This window comes from Lentzea sp., from assembly GCF_035525475.1.
GTDB lineage: Bacteria > Actinomycetota > Actinomycetes > Mycobacteriales > Pseudonocardiaceae > Lentzea.
Window position 1 is genome coordinate 112,003 of record NZ_DATLEC010000070.1, and the last position, 25,277, is coordinate 137,279.

The following is a 25,277-nucleotide window of genomic DNA, read 5'->3' on the forward strand; positions in this document are numbered from 1 at the left end:
ACACTTCCGGGATGTCGCGTCCATGTCACCGCTGATGAGGCGGGGCCGGTTGTACCGGGTCGGGTGGACGGTGATCACCGGCTGTCCCGAGGCGGAGGACCCGCCGCCGGGCGCGCTCAGCGTCGACCTGCGCGGTCTGGGGGAGATGACGCCGCTGCCGGACGCGGTGAGCATCCCGGTCGACGTGCCCGGTGCCGTGGCGGGGCTGGGGTCGAGGCCGGGAAGCCGGGAGTACCAGGCGTTGTACGCCGAGACGGTGGACCTGTGCGGCAAGGAGATCGCCGGTGTCGTCGAGGCGGTCGCCGGGACGGACGCGCCCGTGGTGGTCGGGTGCTCGCTCGGCAAGGACCGGACCGGACTCGTCATCGCGGTGATCGGGCTGCTGGCCGGCGTGGCGGAGGAGGAGGTGCTGGCGGAGGACGTCCGGGCGCGGGCCGGAATCCTCGGGTGCGCGCCGGCCGTGCGGGTGTACGCGGCCGCCCGCGGTGGGGTGGACGAGCTGTCGCGGCGGTGCCTGCTCGACGATTCGGCGCTGCGGTTCGCTTTGGCGCACATGCGTGCTCGCTACGGCGGAGTGGAGCAGTACGTGCTGGGGCACGGCGTGAGTCCGGCGGTGGTGGCCGGGTTGCGCCGGTCGTTGCGTGAGGCGTAGCCGGGCCCCGTCACCTCACGATGACCGACCGCAGCAGCTCGGCACACGCGGCGGCACCCGCCCCGGAGAGCATGGTGTGGTGATCACCGGGAACGGTGTGCCGCGCCAGCCCGTGCTCGCGCAGCACGGCCAGCCACCGTTGTTCCACAGTGGACTCGGGCGCGGCCAGCCGCGGCCGCACCAGCACGACCTGGCCGTGGTGCGGGATCGGGTTCCACGCGGCGAGCGCGGTGACGTTGGCCTGGTGGACAGGGGACTTCGCGTCCTCGGCGGCTCCGCTGAGCCTCGGGTCGAACAGCGTCACGGAGCCGATCCGCGTCCCTCCGGCATCGAGCAGGCGCGCCATCTCGTAGGCGACCACGCCGCCGAACGACCATCCGGCCAGGTGGATCGGGGCGTCGGGGCAGGCCTCTCGCACCAGTGACGCGTACAGGGCGGCGAAGTCGGCGATCGAGCGCAGCGGTGCGGCGCGGCCGTCGAGGCCGGGCGCCTGCAGCCCGGAGATCGTGAAGTCCCCGCCCAGCTCGGCGGTCAGCTCGCGGTAGCCGAGCAGGTGCCCTCCGACCGGGTGCACGAGCACGAGGTGCGGGGCGCCGGGGCTGGAGACGAGCGGGACCACCACCGGCCACGGCTCGTCCGGGTCCGTGCGGCGCACCAGGTCCGCCAGTTGCGCCACGGTAGTGTCGCGGAACAGGGCCGACACCGGCAGGCTCCTGCCGGTCGCCTTCCTGATCTGCGCCACCAGCGTGGTCGCCACCAGGGAGTCGCCGCCCAGCGCGAAGAAGTCGTCGGTCACGCCGATCTCGGGGCGGCCCAGCAGGTCTCGCCACATCTGGGTCAGCAGCGACTCGACCTCGTCGCGCGGGGGCACAACGCCGGTGGGGGGTGGTGGCGGCAGGCTTGCCCGGTCGAGCTTGCCGTTCGCGGTCAACGGCAGGTCGTCGAGCACCACGACGGCACCGGGGACCATGGCCGGCGGCAACCTGGTCAGCAGGTGGCGGCGCAGTTCGGAGGACAGCAGCGCCGGGTCCGACCACGGTCCCGTGCTCGCCCGCGCGGGCACGACCTCGTCGTCGGGGCGCACCGCGTAGACGGTCGCGAGGCCGGTGTCGTGGCGGTCGACGCTCGTGCGGAAACCCTGCAGTGCCAACAGGGACAGCACTGTGCCCAGCCTGTCGCCGGCGTCGTGCACCTCGGCGGCCACCTGGCGGATCTTCGGCCAGTCCTCGTCGCGGATCCCGGCCAGCACCGCCAGCTCCGCGCGTTCCACGTCGATCTTCAACAGGTCGACGCGGGTGATGCCGTGTTCGCGCAGCACCGACGACAGGGTGCGCACCCGGCACGTCACCCGCCGCGGCCGCAGCGCCTCGTCGAGCACGGTCTCCACCTGCTCGGCCTGTGCGGTGCCCGCCCTGCCCGCGACGTGGTCGCGCACGGCGCGGCGGTCCAGCGCCGGATCGGCGAACTGGCCCGAGATGATGGAGACGCCGGGGTAGTAGGTGAACGGCACCTCGCCCTCGGCGTCGCCGAGGCCGTACGCGCCGACCACCGCGTTGAGGCCGTGCAGCTCGGTGTTGAGCCGCAGCAGCTCGCTGATCTCCGGCACGGGTTCGAAGGAGAACACCCGGACGCCGTCGCCGAACCGCGAGGCGAACAGGCTGAACATCCCGATGTTCGCGCCGACGTCGAACACGCACGCGTCCGCGCCGAGCCGGACGCCGTGGCGCAGGTACACCCGCTGCTCGAAGATCTCCCGGTAGAGGAACTCCGTCTCCGCCGCCGCGTGGTGGAACACCAGCGTGCCGTCCGGCAGGCGGTGCCTGCGGTGCCCGGCGGTCGTTCCCGTCCTGTCCCAGCGCGCGAGCCTGCGGACGGGCCCCGCGCGCACCGGGTCCGGTACGACGTGCGCGACCAGCCTGCTCTCGCCCGGTGGCACCGACACGACCGCGGTTTGCACCGCGGGGTGGTCGGCGAGCGCCGACTCGATCTCACCCGGCTCCACCCGAACGCCGTGCACCTTGACCTGGAGGTCGGTGCGGCCCAGGTACTCGAGCACCCCGCCGGGGGTGAACCGGCCGAGGTCACCGGTGCGGTACAGGCGGGCGCCGGGCCGCGGGTCGAACGGGTCGGGGACGAACCGCTCCCTCGTGAGCTCCGGCCTGCGCAGGTAGCCGCGCCCGACCCCGGTCCCGCCCAGGTAGATCTCCCCGGCCTCGCCGATCGGCACGGGACCCAGGCGGTCGTTGAGGACGTGCACCCGCACGTTGGCGATGGGACGCCCGATGGGCACGGTGTCCCCGGCGTCCTCCGCACGGCAGTGCCAGTGCGTCACGTCGATGGCCGCCTCGGTCGGCCCGTAGAGGTTGTGCAGCTCGGCGGGCAGCTGCCGGTGGAAACGGCGTTGCAGCGCGGGGGTGAGCGCCTCGCCGCTGCACAGCACCCGGCGCAGGCTGACGCACGACGACCCCGCCGCCTCCAGGAAGCCCCAGAGCATCGACGGTACGAAGTGGACGGTCGTGATGTCGTGGGCGCGGATCAGCCCGGCCACCCGGACGGGGTCCAGGTGCGCGCCCGGTTCCGCGAGCACGAGCCGGGCACCCGCCAGCAACGGCCAGAAGAACTCCCACACCGAGACGTCGAACGAGCAGGGCGTCTTCTGCAGCACCGCGTCGGAGGCGTCGAGGCCGAACCGCTGCTGTGTCCACTGCAGACGGTTGCTGACGGCGCGATGGGTGTTCAGCGCGCCTTTCGGCCTGCCGGTCGAGCCCGACGTGTAGATGACGTAGGCGAGATCGCCGGTCGTCGCCAGCGGTTCGGGTGCGGTCAGCGGGTAGCGGGCGAGGTCCAAGGTGTCGACGCACACCCGGTCCGGCCCGCCCGGTGGGAGCCCGGAGTGGGTCAGCACGAGCACGGGCCTGGCGTCGTCGACCATCGAGGAGAGCCTGGCCGCGGGGTGGTCGGGGTCGAGGGGCAGGTAGGCGCCGCCCGCCTTGAGCACCGCCAGCAGCGCCACCACCAGTTCCGCGGACCGTTCGAGGTGCACCGCCACCAGCGACTCGCGCCGGACTCCGCAGGAGCGCAGGTGGTGGGCGAGGCGGTTGGCCCGCTCGTCGAGCTCGCGGTAGGTCAGCCGGTGGGACCCGGCCACGAGCGCGATCGCGTCCGGCGTTCGCCGCACCTGCTGCTCCACCAGGTCGTGCACCGTGACGTCGGGGTAGTCGACGTCGGTCCGGTTCCACTCGGCGAGCAGCCGCCGTTCCGCCTCCGACGCCTCCTGCCGGTGGTTCGTCGCTGTCATCCGGTGATCGCGATCGCGGCGCCGAGCGCCCGCAGCCGGTCCGCGAAGCCGCCGTAGCCGCGGTCCAGGTGGTCGATGCCGTGCACGACGGTGCGGCCCGCGACGGCGAGCGCGGCGGCGACGCACACCGCGGCGCTGCGGGTGTCGGAGGGTCGCAGGGGCTCGGTGGCCGGGCGGAACGAGCTCGGGCGGATCACCAGCCGCTTGTCCTGGACGTCGAGGTCGGCGCCCAGCTTCGCGAGCTGGGTGGCGTAGTCGAACCGGTCGCCCCAGATCCGGTCCTCCACTGTGGACTCACCGGTGGCCTGGTGCAGCATCAGGGCCAGCAACGGCGTGATGTCGGTCGAGATGCCGGTCGACTCCGCGACGAGCCGTGCGCCGGGGTAGGGGCCGGACGCGGGGCGCACGACGACCGTGTCGCCGGAGAACTCTGGCTCGACGCCGAGTCCGCGCAGGAACGCGAGCTCCCGGTGCACCGCCGAGATCAACCGCGGTGCGTCGCCGACCTCGAGGGTGAGCTCCGAACCCGTGACCGCCGCGATCGCCTGCCACGTCGCGAACTCCACCGGGCACGGCATGAGCTCGTACGGCGTGGTGGCGGTGCGGAACGAGCCGCCGCTCACGAGCCAGCACGCGTCCCGTTGCTCGATCGTCACGCCCAGCGCCCGCAGCAGCGAGATCAGCTCGTGCTGCGCCTCCCTGGCGTGCGGGTGCAGGATGATCGTGGTGCCGGGGGTCGCGGCCGCCATCAGCAGAGCGGTCTTCGACGCCCCCGACACCCTCGGTCCCTCGGGCAGGACCGGGTCCGTCGACCAGCGCGAGATGTCGATCGTGGCGGGTGTCAGCTCGGCCGCGTGCACCCGCAGGGTGTTGCCGGAGGACCACTGCGAGACGGCGCCGAACTCCGCCATGACCTCGAGCATGTGGTCGATCGGCCGGGCGAGGCCGCGTTCGAACCGGCCGAGGCCGTCGCCGCCCGCGCCGTGGAAGACCACCGATCCCCGCTGGGCGAGCACGGCGGGCAGCAGGTAGATCGACCCGTGCACCTTCCTGGTGAGCTCGGCCGGCAGCTCCGTCCCGGTGATCTTGCCGTGCACCTCCAGCGACGATCCGGTGCCCTCGACGCGGCCACCCAGTTCGCGCACGACGTCGGACAGCACGAGCCGGTCGGTCAGCGCCGGCACGTTGCCGAGCGCGACGGTGCCGCCGGTCGCCACGGTCGCGGCGAAGGCCAGCACGGTGCCGTGCTTGGTGCCGGGAACCGCGACCCGGCCGCGCAACGGCCGTCCACCGTCGATGACCGCGTGCGGGGAGTGCTGCTCTGCCATGCGTTTCCTCACTTGCCGTTGACGTCGACGTCGGCCACGACCGACCGGAGCTGGTGGCGCGAGCTGATACCGAGCTTCGGGAACAGCTTGTAGAGGTGGTCGCTGATGGTGCGGGGGCTGACGAACAGCTCGGCCGCGATCTGGCGGTTGGTCATGCCCACCGCGACGGACTGGACGATCTGCAGCTCGCGCGGCGTCAGCTCGGCGAGCACCTCGGACTCGGTGACCGGCTCGCCACCGGCGGGATCGCCCGCGGCGCGCAGCTCGGCACGGCTGCGGGCCGCCCAGGGCCCGGCGCCGAGCGCGTCGAACCGGATGAGCGCCGCGTGCAGGTGCGCCTTCGCGTCCTTCACCCGCCTCGCCCTCCGCAGCCGTGACCCGAGCAGCAGCCTCGTGCGCGCTTCCTCGAACGGCGGCAGCACGCGGTCGGACAGCGCCTCGGCGAACAGCGCCGGCGCCTGGTCGTCGCCCGCGACCAGCGCGCGGCAGCGGGCGGCGAGCGCACGGTGCGCGGCGCTGCCGGAGCGGTCGGCCAGCCGGCCGTGGCGCTCCCGCAGCTGCCGCGCCTCGCCGAGATCGCCTTCCCGGATCAGCGCTTCCACGAGGTCGCACAGCGCGGCGAGTGCGACGGCGGGGTGGCCGCCGGAGCCGCGGTCGTCCACGGCCTCGCGGAGGTGGTGACTCGCCTGCTCGACCTTGCCCTCGCCCAGCGCGAGCAGGCCGAGCGCCCGGTGAGCGACGGCGGTGCCCAGCGCGATGCGGCGCGCCGTGCCGGCGTCGAGTGCGGCGGTGGCGAGCTCACGGCACCGTTCGCCGTCGCCCCGCATCGCCGAGATCCACGCCAGCAACGCCCACAGCAGGCAGGACGTGCCCACCTGGCCGCCCGGCACGCGGCGCAGCGCGGCACGCGCCCGTTTCTCCGCTTCCTGCCACCGGCCGGCCTCGATGTCGCGGATGACCGACGGGGGAGTGCCCATCGGCAGGGCGTGGGTCTCGGCGGGGTCCAGGTCGCGCGGCCACACCAGGGTGGCCGGCGTCGCGTCCGGCACGGGCGCGTCCGGTGCGCCGAGGAGGTCTCTGGCACTGGCGAGCCCGTCGGCGTCGTTGCCCAGCCACGCCGCGCGTGCGGCCATCACCAGCATGTCGCGCGCGAGCGCGCGGTGGGTGCGCAGCACGGGGCGCGCGCCGTCGAGCAGCTGGCGGTGGGACTCGGCGAGGGCGCCGTCGGCCTGGGTCGCGGTGCCGCGGAGGTACGCCACCCGCGCCACCAGCTCGGCGCTGCCCGCGACCGGTTCGGCGATGTCGAGCACCGCGCCTGCCCGTGCCGAGTGGCCGCTGAGCCACGAGCACTCGGCGGCACCGAGGAGGTGACCGACGCGGTGCTCGTGGTCCTCGGTCAGCTGCGCCGCCCGTTCCCACGCCCGTGCCGCGGCCTGGTGGTCGCCCGCCCGCCGCTCCTGTTCGGCCACCCGCGCGAGCTCGGCGGCCAGCGGTTCGTCCACCTGCCACGCGCAGGCGGCGCGGTGCCGGACGCGACGGGGGTCGTCCTCACCGAGCACGGCCGCGACCGACCGGTGTGCGCGCTGCCGATCGGCCGTACGCGCACCGTGGTAGACGACCGAGCGCACCATCTGTGGGAGGAACCGCAGGCGGTGGTCCGTGGTGGCGATCAGCCCGGCCGCCGCGGCCGTGCCGATCGACTCGGGCGGCAGGCCCGCCGCACGGGCGGCGGCGATCACCGTGCTGAGCTCGCCGTCGTGTTCGGCCGCGGCGAGCAGCAGCAGGTGCCTGCTCTCCTCCGGCAGCCCGCGCACCCGGCGCAGCAGGCTCGCCGTGAGTCTGCCCGTCGTCGCCAGGTGCTGGGGGATCGGCTCGACGCCGCGCACCTGGTCGGCGGAGAGCGCCCGGCAGAGTTCTATGAGCGCCAACGGGTTGCCCGCCGCGTCGGCCAGGATCCGGTCGGCGACGTGGGGCACGGCGTCACCGCACTCGGTCGCGAGCAGGGCACGGGCGTGGTCGTCGGTCAGGGGCTTCAGCCGGATCTCGTCGAGACCGGCCAGGCGACCGGCGTGGTCGCCGGTCGCGATGATCACGGCGATGCGTTCGTGGACGAGGCGGCGCACGACGAAGGTCAGCACGTCGGCCGACTGCTCGTCGAACCAGTGCGCGTCGTCGATCGCGAGCACCACCGGCCGTTCCGCCGACGCCTCGGTGAGCACCGTCAGCGTCGCGAGCGAGACGAGGTAGGCGTCGGGCAGGGCCTGGTCGAGACCGAACACCGCCCTCAGCGCGGTGCGCTGCGGGCCCGGCAGTCCCTCCATGCGGTGCTGGAGTGGTCTGAGCAACTGGTGGATCGCGGCGAACGGCAACGCCGACTCCGCCTCGGATCCGGTGCCCCGCACGAGGTGCGTTCCCGCGGTGTGATCGCGGACGGCCGCCTCCAGCAACGCGCTCTTGCCCAGCCCCTCCTCACCGGTGAGCACCAGTGTTCCGCTGACTCCCGCACGGGCTCCCTCGATCAGGCGCCACAGCGCTCGCGTTTCGGTTTCCCGACCCCCAAGAAGCACATCTCGCAGGCTAGTGGCGGCCGGGCAGGTGCCCGCGAGCCGAATTTCATGCTGTGAAATGGTGATCGCGCGGCGGCCGCACCCCGTCAGCCGACAGATGCGCGCGACCGCCACTTCGCGCACCGGCCCAGTCATCCGCCGGATTCCCCGGTCAGGGCCGGAAGCCGGACGCTGGCCGCATGCCGAAGCGCTTCTCGACGAAGAATCTGACCGTGGTCGAAGAGCCCACCGCCACGCGCAGTGGTGTGGGCGTCTTCGAGTTCACCGACGACTATTCGGTCTTCCACTTCGGCAAAATGCCGGACGTCATTCCCGGCAAAGGCGAAGCGATCTGCCGAATGGCGGCGTTCAACTTCCGGATGCTCGAAGAGGCCGGCGTGCCGACGCACTTCCGCCGGTTCATCGCACCCAACAAGATCGAGTTCACGCTCGTCCGCGTGCTCAACCCGGAACACCAGAGCATCCCGCCCGGTGACCGGAACTACCTCGTGCCGCTGCAGGTCGTCTTCCGCAACTCGTTGCCGCCGGGGAACTCCCTGCAGCGCAGGCTCGCCTCCGGCGTCACGACGCTCGCCGCGCTCGGCCTCGACCGGCTGCCGGCGGACGGCGAACCGCTCGCCGAGCCGTTGATCGAGTTCACGACGAAGCTCGAGGAGATCGACCGCTTCGTGTCCGCGGAGGAGGCCCAGCGGCTCGCGGCGCTCGACGACGCGAGGCTCGCCGAGGTGCGCCGCAACACGCTGCTGATCGACGAGGTGATCACCGCGCACGCCCGGTCGGTCGGCCTGGAGCACGCGGACGGCAAGGTGGAGCACGGCGTCGACGAGGACGGCCGGATCATCCTGGTGGACAACGCGGGCACGCCCGACGAGAACCGGCTGACGATGCACGGCGTCCACATCGGCAAGCAGGTCATGCGCGACCACTACCTCGCCCGCGACCTGGAGGCGCAGGTGCAGCGCTACGCGGCGGAAGGCCTTCCCCGGTCCCGGTGGCCGCGGCCGGAGCCGTTGCCCATCGGGTTCGTCGCGCCGATCTCCGACATGTACCGCTCGCTGTGCGAGGCCTGGACTGGCGAACGCCTGTGGGGCGCTCCCGCGCTGGAGGACGTCGTGGCGACCGTGCGCCTGCTCAGCACGGAGGCGGTCAGCTGGTGAGACACCCCGAGGTGCTGGTCGTCGGCTGCCAGCCGGGCGGGCCGGGCACGGCGGCGGTCGCGGAGGTGCTCGGGGCAGGGGCGGACGCGGTGGTCCGCGCGGCGGACGGACCGAGCGGCGACCGGCCGGGCACGCAGTTGCCCGTGACGTCCGGCGGCGCGACCGCGGTCCTCGGTGACGGGTGCGCGGTCGACCCCGCGTCGCTGCTCGCCGAGATCGAGGCGCGGAGCCGCACCGGGGTCGCGCTGGTCCTGAGCGAACACGCGCCGGTCGTGCTGCCGTACCACCGGATCCAGGACACCGAGGTGCGGCGCTGGGCCGGCCTGGGACCGTCCGGCTCGCCGCACGGCGCCGGGCCCTGCCACGAGGACCGCATCGCGGGCATCGGGCTGCGCGTCGCCGACCTGCTCGACCCCGGTGCGGTGCGCGCGAAGCTGACCCGGCTCGTGCCGATGAAGCTGGCGCTGCTGGAACGCGTGTTCGGCTGGGTGCCGAACGGCCGGCGGGCGCTGTTCGACGTCGACGTGCTCGCCGACTCCTGCCGCGACCACGGGCACCGGCTGGCGCCCTACCTCGCGGACGTGCCGGACTTCCTCGCCGGCGTCCGTGCGCGAGGCGGGCGCATCGTGCACGAACCGGGCGGCACCGGCATGTGGGCCGCGGGAATCGTGTCACCGGGCCGGGTCGCGGTCGTCGGGGTCACGCCCGCGTGCACCTCCGTGACCGCGGGGCGTGTCGTCGGCCTCGACCTGCCCGCGTTGCGCAGGGCCGTGCGGCTGGGCAACGTCGACTGGCTCTGCCTGACCGATCTGGACCTGCTGTCCGGGCTCGGCGACATCCCGGTGATCACCGGTCACCGGCCGGACGGCGTGCCCGTCCAGCAGCGCCTGCCCGGCTGGCCCGCCACCGACTGGGCGGAGGTCGCCCGCGTCGGAGACCGCGCGCTCCCCACCGCGGCACTGGTGTACGCCGAGTTCGTCGCCGGCGTGGTGGGCGCGCGGCTGGGCGGCCTCGGCGTCGGGCGCCGTCCCGGGGACACCATCCTGCTCGACCCCATGCTCAACGCGAGGAGTGGAAGATGACGGTGCTGGAGCCCGGATGGGGCATCTCCGTGCGCGCCGCGGCCAGGCTGAGCTTCACGCTGATCGACCTGAACGGGTCCACCGGCAGGCGCAACGGCATGGCGTCGCTGTCGCTGCGCGACCCCGCCCTGCGCGCCACGGTGTGGCAGGACGGCGAGACCGGGGTGTCCGGCGAGACGGAGTTCGGCGAGGAGATCCTCGCGTTGCTGCGAGCGTTGCGCGAGACGTGCGACGGACCCGCCGCGCACTGCCGGATCGACCACGCGCTGCCGGCGCACCACGGGTTCGGCTCCAAGACGACCACGCTGCTCGCCGTCGGCAAGGCCTACGCGCAGCTGTGCGAACGGCCGGTGGACACCGCCGAGATCGCGCGGCTGTGCGGCCGCGGGGGGACGTCGGGCGCCAGCGTGAACCTGATCGACCGCGGCGGTTTCCTGGTCGACGGCGGCCACGCCAACCCCGCGGACTTCGCCGACGACCCGCACCGGTACCTGCTGCCCAGCCGGTTCGCGGGCGCCGCGACCCGCAAGCCGCCGGTGCTCGTCACCCTCGAATTCCCGGCGTGGCCCGTCCTCGTGATCATCACCGAGGGGCTGGAGCTGCACGGCAAACCGGAGCTGGACTGGTTCCGCGCGACGCTGCCGATCCCGTACGAGGAGGCGTGCCGCACCGCGCACCTAGTGCTGATGAACCTCGCGCCCGCGATCGCCGAGGCGGACTACCCGGCGTTCTGCCGCGCGCTCGACCGGCTCACCTTCGAGACCCACTACAAGCAGGAACAGGTGGTCATCCAGCCGCCGGGGGTGAAGCGGCTGCTGCACGAGGCCCGGGACCGCTCCGACATCGACGCCGTCGGGATGAGCGTCACCGGCCCGATGTGCTTCGCGTTCACCCGCGACCCCGCGAGCGCCACCGCGTGGCTCGCCGAGCTGCGCGAGGAGGGGATCGTGCGGGACTTCTACTTCACGACCGCGCAGAACCACGGCGCGGAACTGTCCGGTGTGCCACTGGGCCTGGAGGCGTGATGCGGGCGTTGCTGAGCGCTTACGACAAGACCGGCATCGTCGAGCTGGGCCGCGACCTGGCCGCGCTCGGCTGGGACCTGGTCGCGACGGACGGCACCGCCCGGCTGCTCGCCGGCCACGGCCTGGAGGTGCTGTCGACCACCGAGTGGATCGACCTGCCGGTCATGTTCGACGGACGGCTGAAGACGTTGCACCACAAGGTCTTCGCTGCCCTGCTCGGCCGGCGCGACCGGACCGCGCACCTGGCGGAGCAGAACGCGACGGGCGTGGTGCCGTTCGACCTCGTCGCGGGCAGCTTCACGCCGTTCGCCGAGCTGGCGCCGGGCACGCCCGGCGCGGACCTGCCCGAGCTGATCGACATCGGCGGTCCGGCGATGATGCGCGCCGCCGCGAAGAACCACCGCTGGGTGGTGCCGCTGGTCGACCCCGCCGACTACCCGGTCGTCGCCGGGTTGTTGCGCGACGCCGGTGGTGACCCCGCCGGGGTGTCCGGCGAGGTGCGGGCGGCGTTGGCGGCCAAGGCCTTCCGGCTGTTGTCCGATGTGGACTCGGCCATCGCGTCGGCGCTCGTCAGCGCGTCGACGAGCTCGGCGGCCAGCCCCACGTAGGTCGCGGGGGTGAGTTCGAGCAGGGCCTGTTCGTCCTGGCGCGGCAGGCCCAGGCTCCTGATCAACGCGTGCAGCCGCTCCCGGTCGACGCCACCGCCGCAGAAGTCCTTGACGCGCTGGTACCCGTCCGCCAGCCCGTTCTTGCGCATCACCGTCTGCACGGGTTCGGCCAGCAGCTCCCAGGCGCCGCCGAGCTCCGCCGCGGTCGCGCGCTCGTCCGGTACGAGGCGCAGCGCACCCGCTTTCGCCGAGCGAAGCGCGATCAGCGAGTGGCCGAGCGCGGTGCCGAACGCGCGCAGCTTCGCCGAGTCGGACAGGTCGCGCTGCAACCGTGACACGGGCAGCTCCCTGGCGAGGGTGTCGAGCAGGCCCGAGCTGAGCGCGACGTTGGCCTCCGCGTTCTCGAACGCCGCCGGGTTCACCTTGTGCGGCATCGTCGACGACCCGACCTCACCCGCCACCGGGCGCAGCCGCAGCACGCCGAGGCAGAGGTAGAGCCACATGTCACCGACGAAGTCGCGCAGCACGGCGTTGAACCGCTGCACCGCGTGCATCAGCTCCACGAGCCAGTCGTGCGACTCGATCTGGGTCGTCAGCGGGTTCCAGACCAGGCCGAGGCGCTCCACGAACCGGCGGGCGATCGACGGCCACGCGACGTCCGGGTAGGCGGCGACGTGGGCGTTGAACGCGCCGATCGCGCCGCCGAACTTGCCGAGGTGCTCGACGCCGCGCACCGCGCGCAGTTGTCGTCGCCAGCGGTGCGCGAACACCGCGAGCTCCTTGCCGACCGTGGTCGGCGTCGCCGGCTGGCCGTGCGTGCGGCCGGTCATGGGAAGGGCGCGGTGCTCCCGGGCGAGCGTCGCCACGACGTCCACCAGCTCCTCGGCGGCGGGCAGCCAGACCCGGTCGAGCGCGTCGCGGATCATCCGCGCGTACGCCAGGTTGCTGATGTCCTCGGACGTGCAGCCGAAGTGCACCCACTCCACGACGTCCGCGAGCGAGGTGCCCGCCAGCCGTTCCCGCAGGTACAGCTCGACCGCCTTGACGTCGTGACGGGTGGAGAGCTCGATCTCCTTGATCCGGCGGGCATCGGCGGTGGTGAACCCGGCCGCGACGGCGCGGAGCCACGCGATCTCGTCCGCGCTCAGCCGTCGCAGGTGCGGCACGGAGTCCTCACCGGCCAGCTCGATCAGCCACTCGACCTCGATCACGACGCGGTGCCGCAGCAGGGCCTGCTCGGACAGGTGGTCGCGCAGCGCCGCGGTGTGGCCCGCGTACCGGCCGTCGACGGGGGAGAGCGCGAGCAACGGGTCAGTCATGGCTCGGCACCGGGTCCAGCACCGTGCGCGCGTCGAGCAGCAGCCGGTCTCCTCTCGCCAGATCCGCTGGTACGTAACAGGAATGCGCGGTGTGCAGCAGCGTCAGGTCGTGGTCGTCGACGACGGACTCCGTCAGCTCGGTGATGCGGCGAGGACCGAACAGGTCCTGGTCCTCGGGGACGAACGGGTCGTGCCAGCTCACCTCCGCACCCAGCCGGCCGAGCGTTTCGGCGATCGGGATCGCCGGTGACTCGCGCAGGTCCGCGACCCCCGGCTTGTAGCTCACGCCCAGGATCAGGACCCGCGAGCGGCGCACCGGTTTCCCGGCGTTGTTCAGCACGTCCGTCACCCGCGCGACGACGTGCCGGGGCATGTCGCGGTTGATCTGCTGCGCCAGCTCGACCAGCCGCAGCGTGCGGCCGGCGTTGCGGGCGTGCCACGTGAGGTACACCGGGTCGACCGGGATGCAGTGCCCGCCGACGCCGGGGCCGGGGTAGAACGGCATGAAGCCGAACGGTTTGGTCGCCGCCGCGTCGATGGCCTCCTGCAGGTCGACCCCGGTCTCCCGGCACAGCACCGCGAGCTCGTTCACCAGCGCCAGGTTGACGTGCCGGAACGTGTTCTCGAGGATCTTCGCCATCTCCGCCTCCGACGGCCCCGACACGACGTGCACGGTGTCGATGAACGTCCGGTAGAACGCCGCCGCGCGTTCGCTGTCCGCGCGCGTCATGCCACCCACCAGCTTCGGGATGCGCGTCAGCGGGAAGTCCTGGTTGCCGGGGTCGATGCGTTCCGGCGAGAACACGAGGTGGAAGTCCTCCCCGGGAACGAGCCCGGTCCGTTCCCGCAGGCGGGGCGCCAGGACGTCCCTCGTCGTGCCCGGCCAGGTGGTGGACTCGAGGATCACCAGGTCGCCGGGTGTCAGGCAGGTCGCGACGAGGTCCGCTGCCGCCAGCACCATCGACAGGTCGGGGCCGCCGTCGAGCAGCGGTGTCGGGACGCAGATGACGTAGGTGTCCCAGCCCGCGAGGCCGGAGGGGTCGGCCGTCACCGACAGCGTGCCGGCGCCGAGATGGGCGAGCAGCGCCTCGTCGTCCACGTCGACCAGGCAGGACCGGCCCGCGCGCAGGTCGTCCACCCGGCTCTCGCTGATGTCGTAGCCCAGCACGTGGTGCCCCGCGTCGGCGGCTGCCAGCGCGAGCGGCAGCCCGACGTACCCGAGTCCGAGCACCACCAGCTTGCCGCCGACGGCGTCGTGTTCCGTGTTCACTGCGTTCCCCCAGATCATCAGTGCTGGAACAGGCGTTGCCCGAACGTCACGACGGTCATGCCGTGCTCGGCCGCGGCGGCGAGCGTCTCGTCGTCGCGTCGTGAACCACCGGGGTGCGCCACGAAGCGCACGCCGTGCCGTGCCGCGGCGTCCAGCGAGTCGCGGAACGGGAACGGCCCGTCGCTGCTCATCGCGACGCCGTCGCGCTTGCCGAGCCACGAGTCCGTCTCGTCGTCGTCCAACGGCCGCAGCCACCGGGTGGACTGCCGGATCAGGCGGTGCCGGGCGACCGGGTGCAGCTCCCGCCACCGCACGAACTCGTCGGCCGCCGTGTCACGGGCGTGCCGGCTCATCCCGTCGGTGAAGTGCACGCCGAGCACCGCGGGGTGCTGCCGCAGCAACCACCGGTCCGCGCGCTGCCCGGCGAGCTGAGTCGCCTGGATCCGGGACGGCTGCCCGGTGCCGATGCCGACGGTCTGCCCGCGGTGGGCGAGGCACACCGCGTTCGACTGCGCGTACCGGGCCGCGAGCGAGGCCACCAGCAGGTCGTCGACCGCCTCTCCCGGCAGCGCGGGCCCGGCCAGCGACTCCCTGGTGACCAGCGCGGCGTTGCGCTCCTGCCGCAACGAGACGCCGAACATCTCGCGCACCTCGGTCACCGGCGGCTCGACGTCCTGGTCGAACGCCAGAACCAGCAACTCCCCGCCGCGCTTGCGCACCAGCTGACGCAACGCGTCCGGCTCGAACGACGGCGCGAGCACCGCGTTCGCGGGCTCGGCCCGCACCGCGCGGGCGAACGACTCGTCGGCGGGGTCGCTGAGCGCGATGAAGTCGCCGTACGCGGCCACCCGGTCCGTGCCCCTGGCCCGCACGTACGCCAGCGCGATCGGCGACAGGTCACCGGGCGCCTGGTAGGCGGCGGCCTCCTGCGCGGACAGCGGCACGTCGGTGGCGACACCGTTGGGGCTGGTGTGCTTGAACGAAGCCGCGACCGGCCGGCCGAGCGCCACCCGCCCGTCGCGCACCAGCTGCCACGCCGTGAGGGCGTCCAGCAGGTTGAGGTAGCTCGGGTGTCCGTTGAGGACGGTGAAGGGGAGCCGGCCGCCTACCGCCGCGGCGGACGCGCCGCCCTGGTGGGGGTTGAGGCCGTACCGGAGGGCGAGCCGTTCGGCGCTGACCCGGGTCATCGGGCGCGGCCCGGTGTGGTGGGGCCCGCGGCGGATCGGCGGGGCGCGGGTGGTTCGGTTCTGGCGCGGGTGACCGGCTGGCACAGGAGTCGGGCAAGCGTGCGCAGGCGAGCAGTTCCAGGGACGCGGACGTCCGCGTCGACGAGGCCCGCTGCCGACAGGGCGGGCCGTTCGCCGCAGCCGGTCATCGTGAGTCACCCGGCGTCACGACACCGGCGTCCGCCAGGCGGGGCACCAGGAGTCCGAGCTCCGCGCCCACCGCGTACATCTCGGCGAGCACCTCGGTGGACACCCGCACCCCGTCGCGCGCGGCCAGTTCGGCGTTGCGGTGCTCGGGGGTGCCGGGGTAGCTCACCGGTTCGTCCGGGTACACGGGCGTCGACTCGCTCAGCACGCGCAGCATCTCGTCCATCGCGGCGGTGAAGTCGCCCGCCGGGCGGAACGCCGGGACGTTGATGGCGAGCATGAAGTGTCCGATGTCGGCGTCCTTGCGCGACGCGGGGGTGCCGCCGGCGAGGTTGGCAGGGTTGGGGCCCACCGCCGCGCCGCTGAGCAGGCCGCACAGCACGTCGGCCAGCATCGCGAGGCCCAGGCCCTTGTAGGCGCCGGTGAGGGGATCGCCGCCCACGAACCGCAGCGTCGCGGCACCGGTGAAGTACGCCTCGGGATCGGTCACCGGGCGGCCAGCCCCGTCGGCGAGCCAGCCTTCCGGGACTCGCTCGCCGTCGTCGCGCGCCTTCCTGATCCGGCCGGCCGCGACGACCGCCGCGCTCATGTCCAGGGCGAACGGCGCCCGCGTGCCCGCCGGCGCGGTGGCGGCCAGCACGTTCGTGCCGAGCAGGCGGTCGCGGCCGCCCGGTGGGGGCAGGACGCCCTGCGCGCCCAGGTTCGTGGAGGCCAGGCCGATCATGCCGCGCTCGCGTGCGAGCGCCGAGTAGTAGCCCATCGCGCCGCAGTGCGAGCTGTTGCGCACGGCGACGGCGCCGATCCCGTGTTCGCCGGCCTTCTCCACGGCCAGGCGCATGGCGAACTCGGCGGTGACGAAGCCCAGGCCGTTGCCGCCGTCCACCACCGCGGTCGCGCCGTGGGCGCGGATCACCTCGGGGGTCGCCCGCGGGTCGACGGCCCCGTCGCGCAGCATGGTCAGGTAGAGGCGGTCGAGGCTGGCCGCGCCGTGGGTGCGGATGTTGTTGCGGTCGGCGTACAGCAGGCCGTTGGCGCAGGTCCTGCTGTGCGCCTTCGGCACTCCCATCGCGCTGAACACGCCCACGTAGAAGTCGTGGAGGGACTTCAGGTCCAGCAAGGTGTCGGTCATGGTGTGGAACCCCCGTGTGTCGTGCACCAGTCGGCGAACCCGGTGACCAGCGCGCTGATCCGGGTCGCGTACGCGTCCAGCTCGGAGATCGCGACGTGCTCGCCGTCGGCGTGCGCGTGGTTGCCCGCGAGGTCTCCCGGACCGGCGATCACGGTGTGGCCGCCGGTGCCGCCGAGCCAGACGGCGTCACAGGTGAACGGCCTCAGCGCGCCGTCGCCGTGCCGGCCGAACCCGGCCGCGCCGAGCACCCGCTCAAGCCCGGCGTCACGGTTGTCCAAAGTGGGCAGTCCGCGTTTTTCCCAGTCCAGCCGCAATATCCGGCGCGAGGCGGTGGCGGTGGCCGCGGTCGAGGGATGGCTCCCGTAGCGTTCGGCGAACGCGGTCAGCGCCTCGTCGACCGCGTTCTCCACCCGCTTCTCGATCTCCCGCGCGGTGACGGCGTCGGCGTAGGCGAAGTTGCAGAGCAGACTGCCCGTTCCGTAGACGCGGTTGTGCGCACGCCCCGTGTGCAACCCGGCCACGCACGCCTTCCCCCCGGCGTCCGTCACGTGTGGAACGACCTCCGCGGCGAACCAGGCGGCCAGGAAGCCCAGCAGCACGGTGGCGTTCTCGCCGCGCTCCGGCTCGTCGTCGGTGCTGCCGGCACCGTCCACCGACAGTCGTGCGGTCATCGCCGCGGTGCTCCGGTCGAGGTAACCGCCGCGGGTGGGTTCGGCGACGACGTTCAGCCTGCCGGTGAACCCGAGCGCCGCGAGCTCCCTGGTGCCGTAGACGCCCATCGCACCGCCCTCCTCACCCCCGACGGCCTGGATCAGGATCCGCACGCCGGGCCGTGCCGCGAGGGCGTGCCGGATCCCGGCGAGCAGCGCGACTCCCGGCCCCTTGTCGTCCACGGCGCCGCGGCCGGTCAGCACGCCGTCGCGCAGGGCGACCGGCACCGCGCCGCTGACGGTGTCGAGGTGGAAGTTGAACATGATGGTGCGCTGCGGTGGCGCCTCGCCGAACGCCAGCACCAGGTTCGGCTGACAGGCGAGGAACTCCCCACCCATGCGGTCCGCCATCTTCTGGACCGCGGTGGGCACCAACGGGTTCCTGAGCGCCGAAGCGCTGGCAGGTCCGAAGTGGACGATCTCGAACCCGGCGGCGGTCGCCGCCTCCGCGTACCGTTCCTGCGCTGCCCGCAGCTCGCCGGGCGCGCCCGTCTCCATCGGCGTCGTGGTGTCGAGCGCGAGCAGGTCCAGCACCAGCTCGTCGTCGTACCGGGTCCAGATCACGCGACCACCTCCGCGAGCAGGCGTTCGAAGAGACGGCCGAACTCCAGGTACCGCTCGCGCACCTCGGCCGGGTCGGCCCGGCGGCCCAGGTGCGGCAGCACGGCCACGTGCGGCTCGACGCAGAAGGCGCCCTCGTACCCCTTGTCCAGCAGGGTCTCCAGGCAGACCCGCAGCTCGGCGGCACCGGCGCCGGGCGTGGTGAACGTGGTGGAGTCCGGCCCGCGCACGGCGTCCTTGACGTGCACGTGGTCGACGTACGGCAGCACGGCCTGGAGGTACTCGACGCCGTCGTAGCCGTGCGCGACCGGGTTGCCCACGTCGAACAGCACCCGCAGCGCGGGAGACCCGACCGCCTCCAGCAAGGTGAGCGTGCGGGCGGCCGACGTGCCCGCCCAGCCGGAGCAGTTCTCGTGCAGCAGCACCAGGCCGCGCGCCCGCGCCAGTGCCGCGAGCCTGCCCAGCCTGGAGATCACCTCGTCGCGCCACTCCGGTTCGGGCACCCCGTCGCCGGGGTAGGACATCACCCGCACGTAGCGGGTGCCGAGGAGGTCCGCGAGGTCGCTCAGGGCATCCAGCTCCGCGACGTCGAGCGCGAACGGTCCGGTGACCGGCCGCGCCCAGTTGCCGATCCTGGAGTCCAGGCACGGCACCGACAAGCCAGCGGCCGCGACCAGTCGTGCCACCTCACGCCGGTCGGCGGGCTCCAGGTCGCCCAGCGCGACACCGCCGACACCGCGCAGCTCCAGCAGCGGCCAGCCCAGCTCCCGGTGGACCGCGATCTGGTCGGCCAGCCCGATTGCCGCCTCGTCGCCGATCCCTCCGACGCGGTCGCGCCACGCGGTCGTCATCGGTGGAACTCCCGGACCGACGTGGCGATGTGCTCCACCTCGGCGTCGGTGAGGTGCGGCCAGATCGGCAGGGCGAGGTTGCGCCTGCCCGCCGCCACCGCGTTGGGGAAGGTCATGCCCCTGGCGAACTTCGCGAACGCCGGCTGGCTCGGCAGCGGCAGCGGGTAGTAGACGTGCGTGCCGACACCCCGGGCCGCCAGGTGGTCGCGCAACGCGTCCCGCCGGTCCGTCAGCACCGCGTAGACGTAGTAGCAGCGGCCGTTCATCCCTGCGGGCGGAGGCAGCAGCCCGTCGTCGCGCAGGTCGGCGAACTGCTCGGTGTAGTAGGCCGCGATGTCCGCGCGCCGCTGCAACCGCTGGGCGAAGAGGTCGTACCTGTGCAACAGGAACTCGGCGACGACCTCGTCCATCCGGCTGTTGTAGCCGATCTCGGTGTGCACGAACCTGCTGCTCTGGCCGTGGTTGCGCAGCCTGCGGACCGACGCGCCCAGTTCGTCGTCGTCGGTCAGCACCACGCCGCCCTCGCCGATCGTGCCCAGCGCCTTGACCTGGAAGAACGAGAACACCCCGAGGTCGCCCCACGTGCCGGAGGGCCGGCCGTCGAGCACGGCGCCCTGGGCGACCGCCGCGTCCTCGATCAGGCGCAGGCCCCGCCTGCGGGCGATGTCCTCGAACGAGGGCATGTCCGCCATCACCGAGAACACGTGAGCGGGCATGATCGCCCTGGTGCGCGGGGTGATCGCCTGCTCGGCGCTGCCGGGGTCGAGCACCAGCGTCCACGGGTCGATGTCCGCGAAGACCGGTGTGGCGCCCCGGTTCGCGACCGTGCTCGCGACCGGCTGGCAGCAGAACGCGGGCACCACCACCTCGTCTCCGGGTCCGGCGCCGGTGGCGTGCACCGCGAGGGTGAGCGCACCGGTGCCGCTGCCGCACGCGATGACGTGCCGGGCGCCGGTGTCCCCGGCGATCGTCTCCTCCAGCCGGGCGACCGCCGCGCCGAGGATGAACTTCTGCTCGTTCGCACCGCCCACGCGCCGGATCAGGTCGAGCGTGACGGCGCGGTCGGACTCGAAGAGGTCGTCCGGGAAGAACGGCAGGGTGGTCGTCATCGCGCCCCTCCGGCGTAGAAGCGTTCGACCGCACGGCACACGCGGTCGACCTGGTCGGCGGTGAGGTCGGGGTAGAGCGGCAGGGCCAGCGCGCGGTCCGCCGCGGCCTCGGCGACCGGGAAGTCGCCGGGGCGGTGACCGAGATCGGCGAAGCACGGCTGCAGGTGCAGCGGGCGCGGGTAGTAGGCCTCGGTGCCGATGCCCTCGGCGGCCAGGAAGGCCGCGAGCTCGTCACGGCGTTGCGCCTCGACCAGGTACACGTACCACACCGGGTTCGCGGCAACCCCTCTGTCCACAAGGGAGGGACGGCGGACCTCGCTGATCCCCGCCAGGCCCTCGTCGTAGAGGCGGGCGAGTTCGGCGCGCCGTGCGACCGCGCGGGCGAGCCGCGGCAGCCTCGTCAGCAGCGCGGCGGCCTGGACCTCGTCGGTCTTGCTGTTCGTCCCGGAGATGGACGCGGCGTTGGAGATGCCGGAGATGCGGCCGACGGTGGTGCCCATCCGGCCGTGGTGGCGCAGCACCGCGCACCGGTCCGCGACCAGTGCGTCGTCGGTGATCACCATGCCGGCGTCGCCGATCGCGCCGAGCGTCTTGGTGGGGAAGAACGACAGCACCCCGCCGAGCCCGTGCAGGCCGGCGTGCACCCCGCCCTGGAACATCGCGATGGCCTCCGCGCTGTCCTCGACCACCGCGATGCCGGCCTCCGCGGCGACGGCGTTGATCGCGGGCATGTCCGCCATCTGGTTGAACAGGTGCACCGGCATGACCGCCCTGGTGCGTCCGGTGACGGCGGCCTTGATCGCGGCCGGGTCGATCGCGTACGTCTCCGGTTCGACGTCGACGAACACCGGCCGGGCACCGGCGTGGCAGACGGAGGACGCGGTGGCGAAGAACGAGTAGCAGGGCACGACCACCTCGTCGCCGGGACCGATGCCCGCCGCGCGGAGCAACAGGATCAGGGCGTCGGTGCCGCTGTTCATCGCGACCGCGTACCGCGCGCCGGTGAACCGGCGGATCTCCTCCTCCAGCTGCTCGGTCTTGATGCCGTGCGAGTACTTGCTCGCGTCGAACACCTCGTTGAGGTGCCGCTCCAGATCGGGCCATTCCCGCTCGAACGAGGCGCTGCCGTCGAAGAACGGCACGTCCTCGCGGTCAGCTGGACGTTCCTGCGCCATCGCTCGCCTCCAGCAGTCGTTCCGGTCGGTGCGGGGTGGTGACGCTGACGTCCTTGGCAGCGCTGATGATCTGGGTGACGCGCGCGCCGAAGCGCACGTCGCTCGTCGGTTTCGGGCCCACGCCGGCGAAGTGGGCGTAGGCGCTGAAGAGAAAGCGGCGGACCGTGTCGTCGAACAGCAGCTGGTGCAGGACCGGCGCGTCCGGCGCGGCCCTGGTGAAGAGTTGCGCGTAGCGGTCGGCGCTGTCGCAGGGGTGGAAGCCGGTGAGCTCGAAGCCGTCCTCCCAGACGATGCGGGTCGAGCGTTCCCGCCGTGGTGCGGCCAGGTCCGACCGCAGCGTCACGTCCGCACCGCCTCCGGTGCGCAGCACGAGCTCCGCCGCGCCCATCCCGGGGTAGCTGACGTCACCCACCCGCAGGTCGGACGAGGCCGAGGAGACGAGCTCGCACTTCTCGTCACCGAGCAGCGCGAGCAGCAGCGTGACCAGGTGCGGGATCTCCACGTCGAACGCCGACCTGTGCGCCGCGTTGGTCATCGTGCGCTCGAACCTGGGTTTGCACTGGGACAACGACATCGTCCGCACCGGTACCTGTGCGCGGGCGTCGAGCACGCGGCGGATCTCGTCGGTGAGCGCGCTGGCCGACCAGTTCGCGACGACCACCACGTCGGCGAGGCCTCGTTCGCACAGCTCGATCATCGCCGCCGCCTCGGACGGCCGCGTCGCCATCGGCTTCTCCACCACGAAACGCCGGTAGCCCAGCTCGCTCGCCTCCGCGACGATGCGGGCATGGGTGTCGGGCGGCGTGCACACGTGCACGACGGTGTCGGCGTGCGGATCCGGCGGCGGCAACTGGCGGAGCACTGTTCCCCGCACCGGCGCGGGAGAGCCGGCGTAAGCGGGATCGACGATCGTGAGCTGCCCGGTGGCGTGTCCCCGCGCCACGAGGTCCGCGAGCGCGGGCAGGTGGAACATCCGGGCGGAATGCCCGAAACCGACGAGCGCGGTGTGCTGCGGGACGGGCGTCATCGCCCCTCCGCCGGCACGATCCCCGCCGCGAAGCCGATCCGCTGCCCGACGACGAGATCGAGCGTGGCGGCGGTCTGCAGTTCGTCGGTGGCGATCAGGACGTTGTAGTGGTTGGGGAAGTGGCACTCGTCGAAACCCGCGAGGACGCCGATCCGGCGGTCGCCGACCAGCACGTCGTCACCGACGTCGAGCACGCCCGCCGCCTCGATCTCGACGAAGCCCAGGAACCCCACCCTGTCGACGGTCGAGCCCGCCGACAGTCCACTGTGGTCGGTCGTGACGAGCTCGTGCACCTCGCCGGCGCGCACACAGCGGCTCTGCTCGGGGATGAGCCGCATCCCCCGTTCCACGCGCTGGTGGAAGAGCAGCTTCACCAGCGTGCCCTCGATCGACCGCTTCGCTTTGCCGGAATCCAACGTCGTCCCCCAGTTCGATGGTCCTCAGCCGAGCCGGTAGGCGTCGGCGACCAGGCGCGCGACCTTCGGCCCGGTGTCCTCACGTTCCCGTGCTCCGGCCACCGTGCGCTCGAACTCGGCGAGCAGCGCCTCGTACTCGTGGTGCAGCGACGACTTGAACTCGGTGAAACCGGCCAGCATGTCGGCCGTCGCGCTCCTCCCGCCGCTCCACTCGACGGTCACGGCCTTGTCCTCGCCGGGATGGGCCCAGTCGAGCTCGACGACACCCCGGGCTCCCTGCGCGGTCTCCAGCCCGATCACCGCCCGCAGGTCCACACCGGCCGCGTCGCGTTCGATCTCGCTGCTGCGCACCACGACATCACCGAGCAGGAACAGCAGCGTGTCGAAAGCGTTGGGCCCGTTGTCCATCACGCACCCGCCACCGCACCGCTCCGGGTCGAGGTACCACGTGTCGTCACCGCAGTGCTCCTCGATCAGCTCGCGATAGGTGAGCCGGAAAGCCGACGGCGTGGGCTCGGTGCGCAGGCGCTCGCGGAGCGCGACGACGTTCGCGTTGTACCGGCGGTGGAACGAGGTGAAGAGGACGCGCTCTCCGCCCGCCGCGATCGCGGCCAGTTCGAGCGCCTCCCCAGGATTCGTGGTGAGCGGCTTTTCGCAGCACACGTGCTTACCGGCGAGCAATGCCTTCCTGCACACCTCGTAATGCAGGTCGTTGGGCAGTGTGATGATCACCGCGTCGACTTCGTCGTGGTCGAGCACTTCTCGGTAGTCCGTCGTGAAAAATGTCCCGGCCGGGGCGAGCGCGCGCTTTTCCGGCTGCCGGTCGCAGACCGCGGTGAGACGGATTCCGGAATTGCCGGCCGCTGCCCGGAGGTAGAACCGGGAGATGACACCCAGGCCGATGACGGCGATGCGAAGCACGAGTCCGAGTCTGCGCAACGGCGTCACGGTGGTGAATCCGGAAGATGACTGTACGGGCCTCGCGCGGATTGGTGCCATCGGGTGACAAGCGGCCGGACCGTGCGGTCACGGAGTGTGATCGCACGCGTGGCGCATCTGTCGGATGACTGTTTCCCCTGGAATTCCCGGTGTTCGACGTCTCCGAGCGGCGGAGGCGCTGTGGTAGAAAGGGCGCAGGTTGCCATCTTGGGGGATGGCGAACCTGCGCAAAACGTCGGGGACGGGGTGAACCCGGCAATGCGCCGTTCTGGGGGTTGACGAGATGAGTTTTCCATCTGTGCCTTCCGTGTCTTTTTCCGCCGGACTGGAGAGGTCCGCGCAGTCGAAACAACTGGGGTCCATGCTGGCCAGGGGCCTCGCATTGCTGGAGGCGTTCGAACCGCACGACGTCGAGCTGTCCCAGACCGAGCTGGCCCGCCGCACCGACCTGCCCAAGCCGACGGTCCACCGCCTGGCGGCGGAGCTGGTCAGGTGGGGCGCGCTGGAGCGGGGGAAGACCGGTGTCCGGCTGGGACAGTGGCTCTACCAGCTCGGCGGCCGGGCGCCACGCGTCGGGCTGCTCCGCTCCGTGGCACAACCGTTCCTCGACCGCCTGCACGAACTGACGGGTGAGTACGTGTGCCTGTCGACGGCGAGTCGTGGCCGCGCCGTCGACGTCGCCGCGGCGGGCTGTTCGTCGTCACTGCGCTTGTGCTTCCCGGCGCGGCACGGCACCGTCAGTCCCGCCGCCGCCCGTGCGCTGACGCGGGAGAGCCGCGACGTGGCCGACGAACCGGTGGCGGTGCGCGTCGCGGCGCGCGAATGGCTCGGTGCCACAACGGTTTCCGAGGTCGCGGTGATCCCGCAGCCGTCCGAGCAGCTCGCCAGCGTCGCGGTGCGGGTCCTGGTGGCCGGCACTCCGGTCGCGGCGGTGTCCGTGGTGAGCCTGCGGCCGGCGTTCGACCCGAGGACGGTCGGTGTGCACGCCCGCGCGATCGCCGTCGCGATCGGCAGGCAGCTCGCGATGATCTCCGAGTTCTCCGAGGAATTCGACCGGTAGGAGCCGGGTCGTGCTGTCCGATGTGGATGTTCGGTCGCTCGTGGGGCGGCTCGGTGACCGCATTCTGGTCCTGGGCTGCCCCGGCAGCGGCAAGACCACTCTCGCCACCGCGATGGCGGCCGTGAGCGGCCTGCCGTGCGTGCACCTGGACGACGAGTACTTCGGCCCCGGCTGGCGGCCGATGGCGCAGGAGCGGTGGCGGGACCGCCAGCGGGAGATCACGGGCGGGCCGCGCTGGATCGTCGACGGCAACCACGCCTCGACGCTGCCGGTGCGGCTGGTCAACGCTACCGGCGTCGTGATCGTGGACGTCTCCGGGGCGCGCTGCCTCGTGCGATATGCGCGGCGATCACTGGGGATCGCGTTCGGTCCCGCCCGCGACGTACCGCCGTACATGGTTGATCCGGTGACGGGACGCAGGCGCGTCGTCGACCGGCCGTTCGCGTTCGCCCGGTTCATCCTGAGGTTCCGGGCGGACGTGCTGCCCGCGATGACGGCGTTGGTCTCGGAGTCGTTCACGGGTGAGGTCGTGCAACTGCGCGACGGTGTCACTTCCGGAGTTTCACGGTGAGAAACAAGCGGTTCCCCTCGATCGGCGTCCCGCACACACTGGGGCGGTAA

Annotated in this window: 20 protein-coding genes and 1 pseudogene; 7 read left to right on the top strand and 14 right to left on the bottom strand. The window is 72.6% G+C overall.

Going from position 1 to position 25,277, the window contains the following annotated elements; all coding sequences use genetic code 11:
- The first annotated feature begins 22 nt into the window (after positions 1 to 22).
- On the top strand, positions 23 to 652 hold the full coding sequence (locus tag VM306_RS12430) for a tyrosine-protein phosphatase (protein WP_325514354.1): 630 nt from the start codon (positions 23 to 25) through the stop codon (positions 650 to 652).
- 10 nt (positions 653 to 662) lie between these two features.
- Here VM306_RS12430 and VM306_RS12435 read toward each other — a convergent pair whose 3' ends face one another.
- From VM306_RS12435 to VM306_RS12445, 3 genes are read right to left on the bottom strand one after another with little or no spacing between them, the layout of a single operon-like run.
- Entirely contained in the window at positions 663 to 3,950 is a 3,288-nt protein-coding gene (locus tag VM306_RS12435) for an amino acid adenylation domain-containing protein (RefSeq protein WP_325514357.1), read from the bottom strand.
- Positions 3,947 to 5,278: a hypothetical protein gene (locus VM306_RS12440; RefSeq protein ID WP_325514359.1), complete on the bottom strand. Its 1,332-nt coding sequence runs from the start codon at positions 5,276 to 5,278 to the stop codon at positions 3,947 to 3,949. The genes VM306_RS12435 and VM306_RS12440 overlap by 4 nt, the downstream gene beginning before the upstream one ends.
- 8 nt (positions 5,279 to 5,286) lie before the next feature.
- On the bottom strand, positions 5,287 to 7,980 hold the full coding sequence (locus tag VM306_RS12445) for a helix-turn-helix transcriptional regulator (RefSeq protein WP_325514361.1): 2,694 nt from the start codon (positions 7,978 to 7,980) through the stop codon (positions 5,287 to 5,289).
- Positions 7,981 to 8,024: 44 nt separating this feature from the next.
- On the opposite strand from VM306_RS12445, the gene VM306_RS12450 reads away from it, so the two are divergent.
- The 4 genes and pseudogenes from VM306_RS12450 to purH all read left to right on the top strand — a co-directional run.
- The gene (locus VM306_RS12450; protein WP_325514363.1) at positions 8,025 to 9,002 is read left to right on the top strand and encodes a phosphoribosylaminoimidazolesuccinocarboxamide synthase; all 978 of its coding nucleotides are present in this window, start codon (positions 8,025 to 8,027) and stop codon (positions 9,000 to 9,002) included.
- Positions 8,999 to 10,084, top strand: coding sequence for an adenylosuccinate synthetase (locus VM306_RS12455; protein ID WP_325514365.1), 1,086 nt, complete (start codon positions 8,999 to 9,001; stop codon positions 10,082 to 10,084). Before VM306_RS12450 ends, VM306_RS12455 begins: the two co-directional genes overlap by 4 nt.
- Positions 10,081 to 11,109: a beta-ribofuranosylaminobenzene 5'-phosphate synthase family protein gene (locus VM306_RS12460; RefSeq protein WP_325514367.1), complete on the top strand. Its 1,029-nt coding sequence runs from the start codon at positions 10,081 to 10,083 to the stop codon at positions 11,107 to 11,109. The genes VM306_RS12455 and VM306_RS12460 overlap by 4 nt, the downstream gene beginning before the upstream one ends.
- Positions 11,109 to 11,627, top strand: a pseudogene (gene purH / locus VM306_RS12465) (bifunctional phosphoribosylaminoimidazolecarboxamide formyltransferase/IMP cyclohydrolase); the annotation flags it as partial. The gene VM306_RS12460 and the pseudogene purH, both read left to right, overlap by 1 nt.
- On the opposite strand, the gene purB reads toward purH, so the two are convergent.
- The 11 genes from purB to VM306_RS12520 form a co-directional block, all read right to left on the bottom strand.
- Positions 11,543 to 13,036, bottom strand: coding sequence for an adenylosuccinate lyase (gene purB / locus VM306_RS12470; RefSeq protein ID WP_414672364.1), 1,494 nt, complete (start codon positions 13,034 to 13,036; stop codon positions 11,543 to 11,545). The pseudogene purH and the gene purB overlap by 85 nt on opposite strands.
- Positions 13,029 to 14,306, bottom strand: a complete 1,278-nt coding sequence (locus VM306_RS12475; protein WP_325514371.1) for a nucleotide sugar dehydrogenase — start codon at positions 14,304 to 14,306, stop codon at positions 13,029 to 13,031. The genes purB and VM306_RS12475 overlap by 8 nt, the downstream gene beginning before the upstream one ends.
- A 17-nt stretch (positions 14,307 to 14,323) precedes the next feature.
- Positions 14,324 to 15,493 (bottom strand): 5-aminoimidazole-4-carboxamide ribonucleotide transformylase, encoded by a 1,170-nt coding sequence (locus VM306_RS12480; protein ID WP_325514373.1) that lies wholly within the window; start codon positions 15,491 to 15,493, stop codon positions 14,324 to 14,326.
- A 184-nt stretch (positions 15,494 to 15,677) separates the two neighbouring features.
- Entirely contained in the window at positions 15,678 to 16,808 is a 1,131-nt protein-coding gene (locus tag VM306_RS12485) for an Ldh family oxidoreductase (protein ID WP_325514375.1), read from the bottom strand.
- The gene (locus VM306_RS12490) at positions 16,805 to 18,082 is read right to left on the bottom strand and encodes a M20/M25/M40 family metallo-hydrolase (RefSeq protein ID WP_325514377.1); all 1,278 of its coding nucleotides are present in this window, start codon (positions 18,080 to 18,082) and stop codon (positions 16,805 to 16,807) included. Before VM306_RS12490 ends, VM306_RS12485 begins: the two co-directional genes overlap by 4 nt.
- A complete protein-coding gene (locus VM306_RS12495; RefSeq protein ID WP_325514379.1) occupies positions 18,079 to 18,930 on the bottom strand; it encodes a sugar phosphate isomerase/epimerase family protein in 852 nt (283 codons plus the stop codon). The genes VM306_RS12490 and VM306_RS12495 overlap by 4 nt, the downstream gene beginning before the upstream one ends.
- Positions 18,927 to 20,039: a DegT/DnrJ/EryC1/StrS family aminotransferase gene (locus VM306_RS12500; protein WP_325514381.1), complete on the bottom strand. Its 1,113-nt coding sequence runs from the start codon at positions 20,037 to 20,039 to the stop codon at positions 18,927 to 18,929. Before VM306_RS12500 ends, VM306_RS12495 begins: the two co-directional genes overlap by 4 nt.
- Positions 20,036 to 21,214, bottom strand: a complete 1,179-nt coding sequence (locus VM306_RS12505; protein ID WP_325514383.1) for a DegT/DnrJ/EryC1/StrS family aminotransferase — start codon at positions 21,212 to 21,214, stop codon at positions 20,036 to 20,038. Before VM306_RS12505 ends, VM306_RS12500 begins: the two co-directional genes overlap by 4 nt.
- A complete protein-coding gene (locus tag VM306_RS12510) occupies positions 21,192 to 22,241 on the bottom strand; it encodes a Gfo/Idh/MocA family oxidoreductase (RefSeq protein WP_325514386.1) in 1,050 nt (349 codons plus the stop codon). The genes VM306_RS12505 and VM306_RS12510 overlap by 23 nt, the downstream gene beginning before the upstream one ends.
- On the bottom strand, positions 22,238 to 22,657 hold the full coding sequence (locus tag VM306_RS12515) for a DUF6917 domain-containing protein (protein WP_325514388.1): 420 nt from the start codon (positions 22,655 to 22,657) through the stop codon (positions 22,238 to 22,240). Before VM306_RS12515 ends, VM306_RS12510 begins: the two co-directional genes overlap by 4 nt.
- 24 nt (positions 22,658 to 22,681) lie before the next feature.
- Complete coding sequence (locus VM306_RS12520; protein ID WP_325514390.1) at positions 22,682 to 23,578, bottom strand: Gfo/Idh/MocA family oxidoreductase; 897 nt, start codon at positions 23,576 to 23,578, stop codon at positions 22,682 to 22,684.
- 379 nt (positions 23,579 to 23,957) lie between these two features.
- On the opposite strand from VM306_RS12520, the gene VM306_RS12525 reads away from it, so the two are divergent.
- The gene (locus tag VM306_RS12525) at positions 23,958 to 24,656 is read left to right on the top strand and encodes a helix-turn-helix domain-containing protein (RefSeq protein WP_325514392.1); all 699 of its coding nucleotides are present in this window, start codon (positions 23,958 to 23,960) and stop codon (positions 24,654 to 24,656) included.
- 10 nt (positions 24,657 to 24,666) lie between these two features.
- The gene (locus tag VM306_RS12530; RefSeq protein ID WP_325514394.1) at positions 24,667 to 25,227 is read left to right on the top strand and encodes a hypothetical protein; all 561 of its coding nucleotides are present in this window, start codon (positions 24,667 to 24,669) and stop codon (positions 25,225 to 25,227) included.
- Positions 25,228 to 25,277 lie beyond the last annotated feature (50 nt).

Coding starts and splice junctions, on each gene's coding strand:
- VM306_RS12430 (WP_325514354.1), top strand. CDS start 23: ATGTCACCGCTGATGAGGCGGGGCCGGTTGTACCGGGTCGGGTGGACG.
- VM306_RS12435 (WP_325514357.1), bottom strand. CDS start 3,950: ATGACAGCGACGAACCACCGGCAGGAGGCGTCGGAGGCGGAACGGCGG.
- VM306_RS12440 (WP_325514359.1), bottom strand. CDS start 5,278: ATGGCAGAGCAGCACTCCCCGCACGCGGTCATCGACGGTGGACGGCCG.
- VM306_RS12445 (WP_325514361.1), bottom strand. CDS start 7,980: ATGACTGGGCCGGTGCGCGAAGTGGCGGTCGCGCGCATCTGTCGGCTG.
- VM306_RS12450 (WP_325514363.1), top strand. CDS start 8,025: ATGCCGAAGCGCTTCTCGACGAAGAATCTGACCGTGGTCGAAGAGCCC.
- VM306_RS12460 (WP_325514367.1), top strand. CDS start 10,081: ATGACGGTGCTGGAGCCCGGATGGGGCATCTCCGTGCGCGCCGCGGCC.
- purB (WP_414672364.1), bottom strand. CDS start 13,036: ATGACTGACCCGTTGCTCGCGCTCTCCCCCGTCGACGGCCGGTACGCG.
- VM306_RS12480 (WP_325514373.1), bottom strand. CDS start 15,493: ATGACCCGGGTCAGCGCCGAACGGCTCGCCCTCCGGTACGGCCTCAAC.
- VM306_RS12485 (WP_325514375.1), bottom strand. CDS start 16,808: ATGACCGACACCTTGCTGGACCTGAAGTCCCTCCACGACTTCTACGTG.
- VM306_RS12495 (WP_325514379.1), bottom strand. CDS start 18,930: ATGACGACCGCGTGGCGCGACCGCGTCGGAGGGATCGGCGACGAGGCG.
- VM306_RS12500 (WP_325514381.1), bottom strand. CDS start 20,039: ATGACGACCACCCTGCCGTTCTTCCCGGACGACCTCTTCGAGTCCGAC.
- VM306_RS12505 (WP_325514383.1), bottom strand. CDS start 21,214: ATGGCGCAGGAACGTCCAGCTGACCGCGAGGACGTGCCGTTCTTCGAC.
- VM306_RS12510 (WP_325514386.1), bottom strand. CDS start 22,241: ATGACGCCCGTCCCGCAGCACACCGCGCTCGTCGGTTTCGGGCATTCC.
- VM306_RS12525 (WP_325514392.1), top strand. CDS start 23,958: ATGCTGGCCAGGGGCCTCGCATTGCTGGAGGCGTTCGAACCGCACGAC.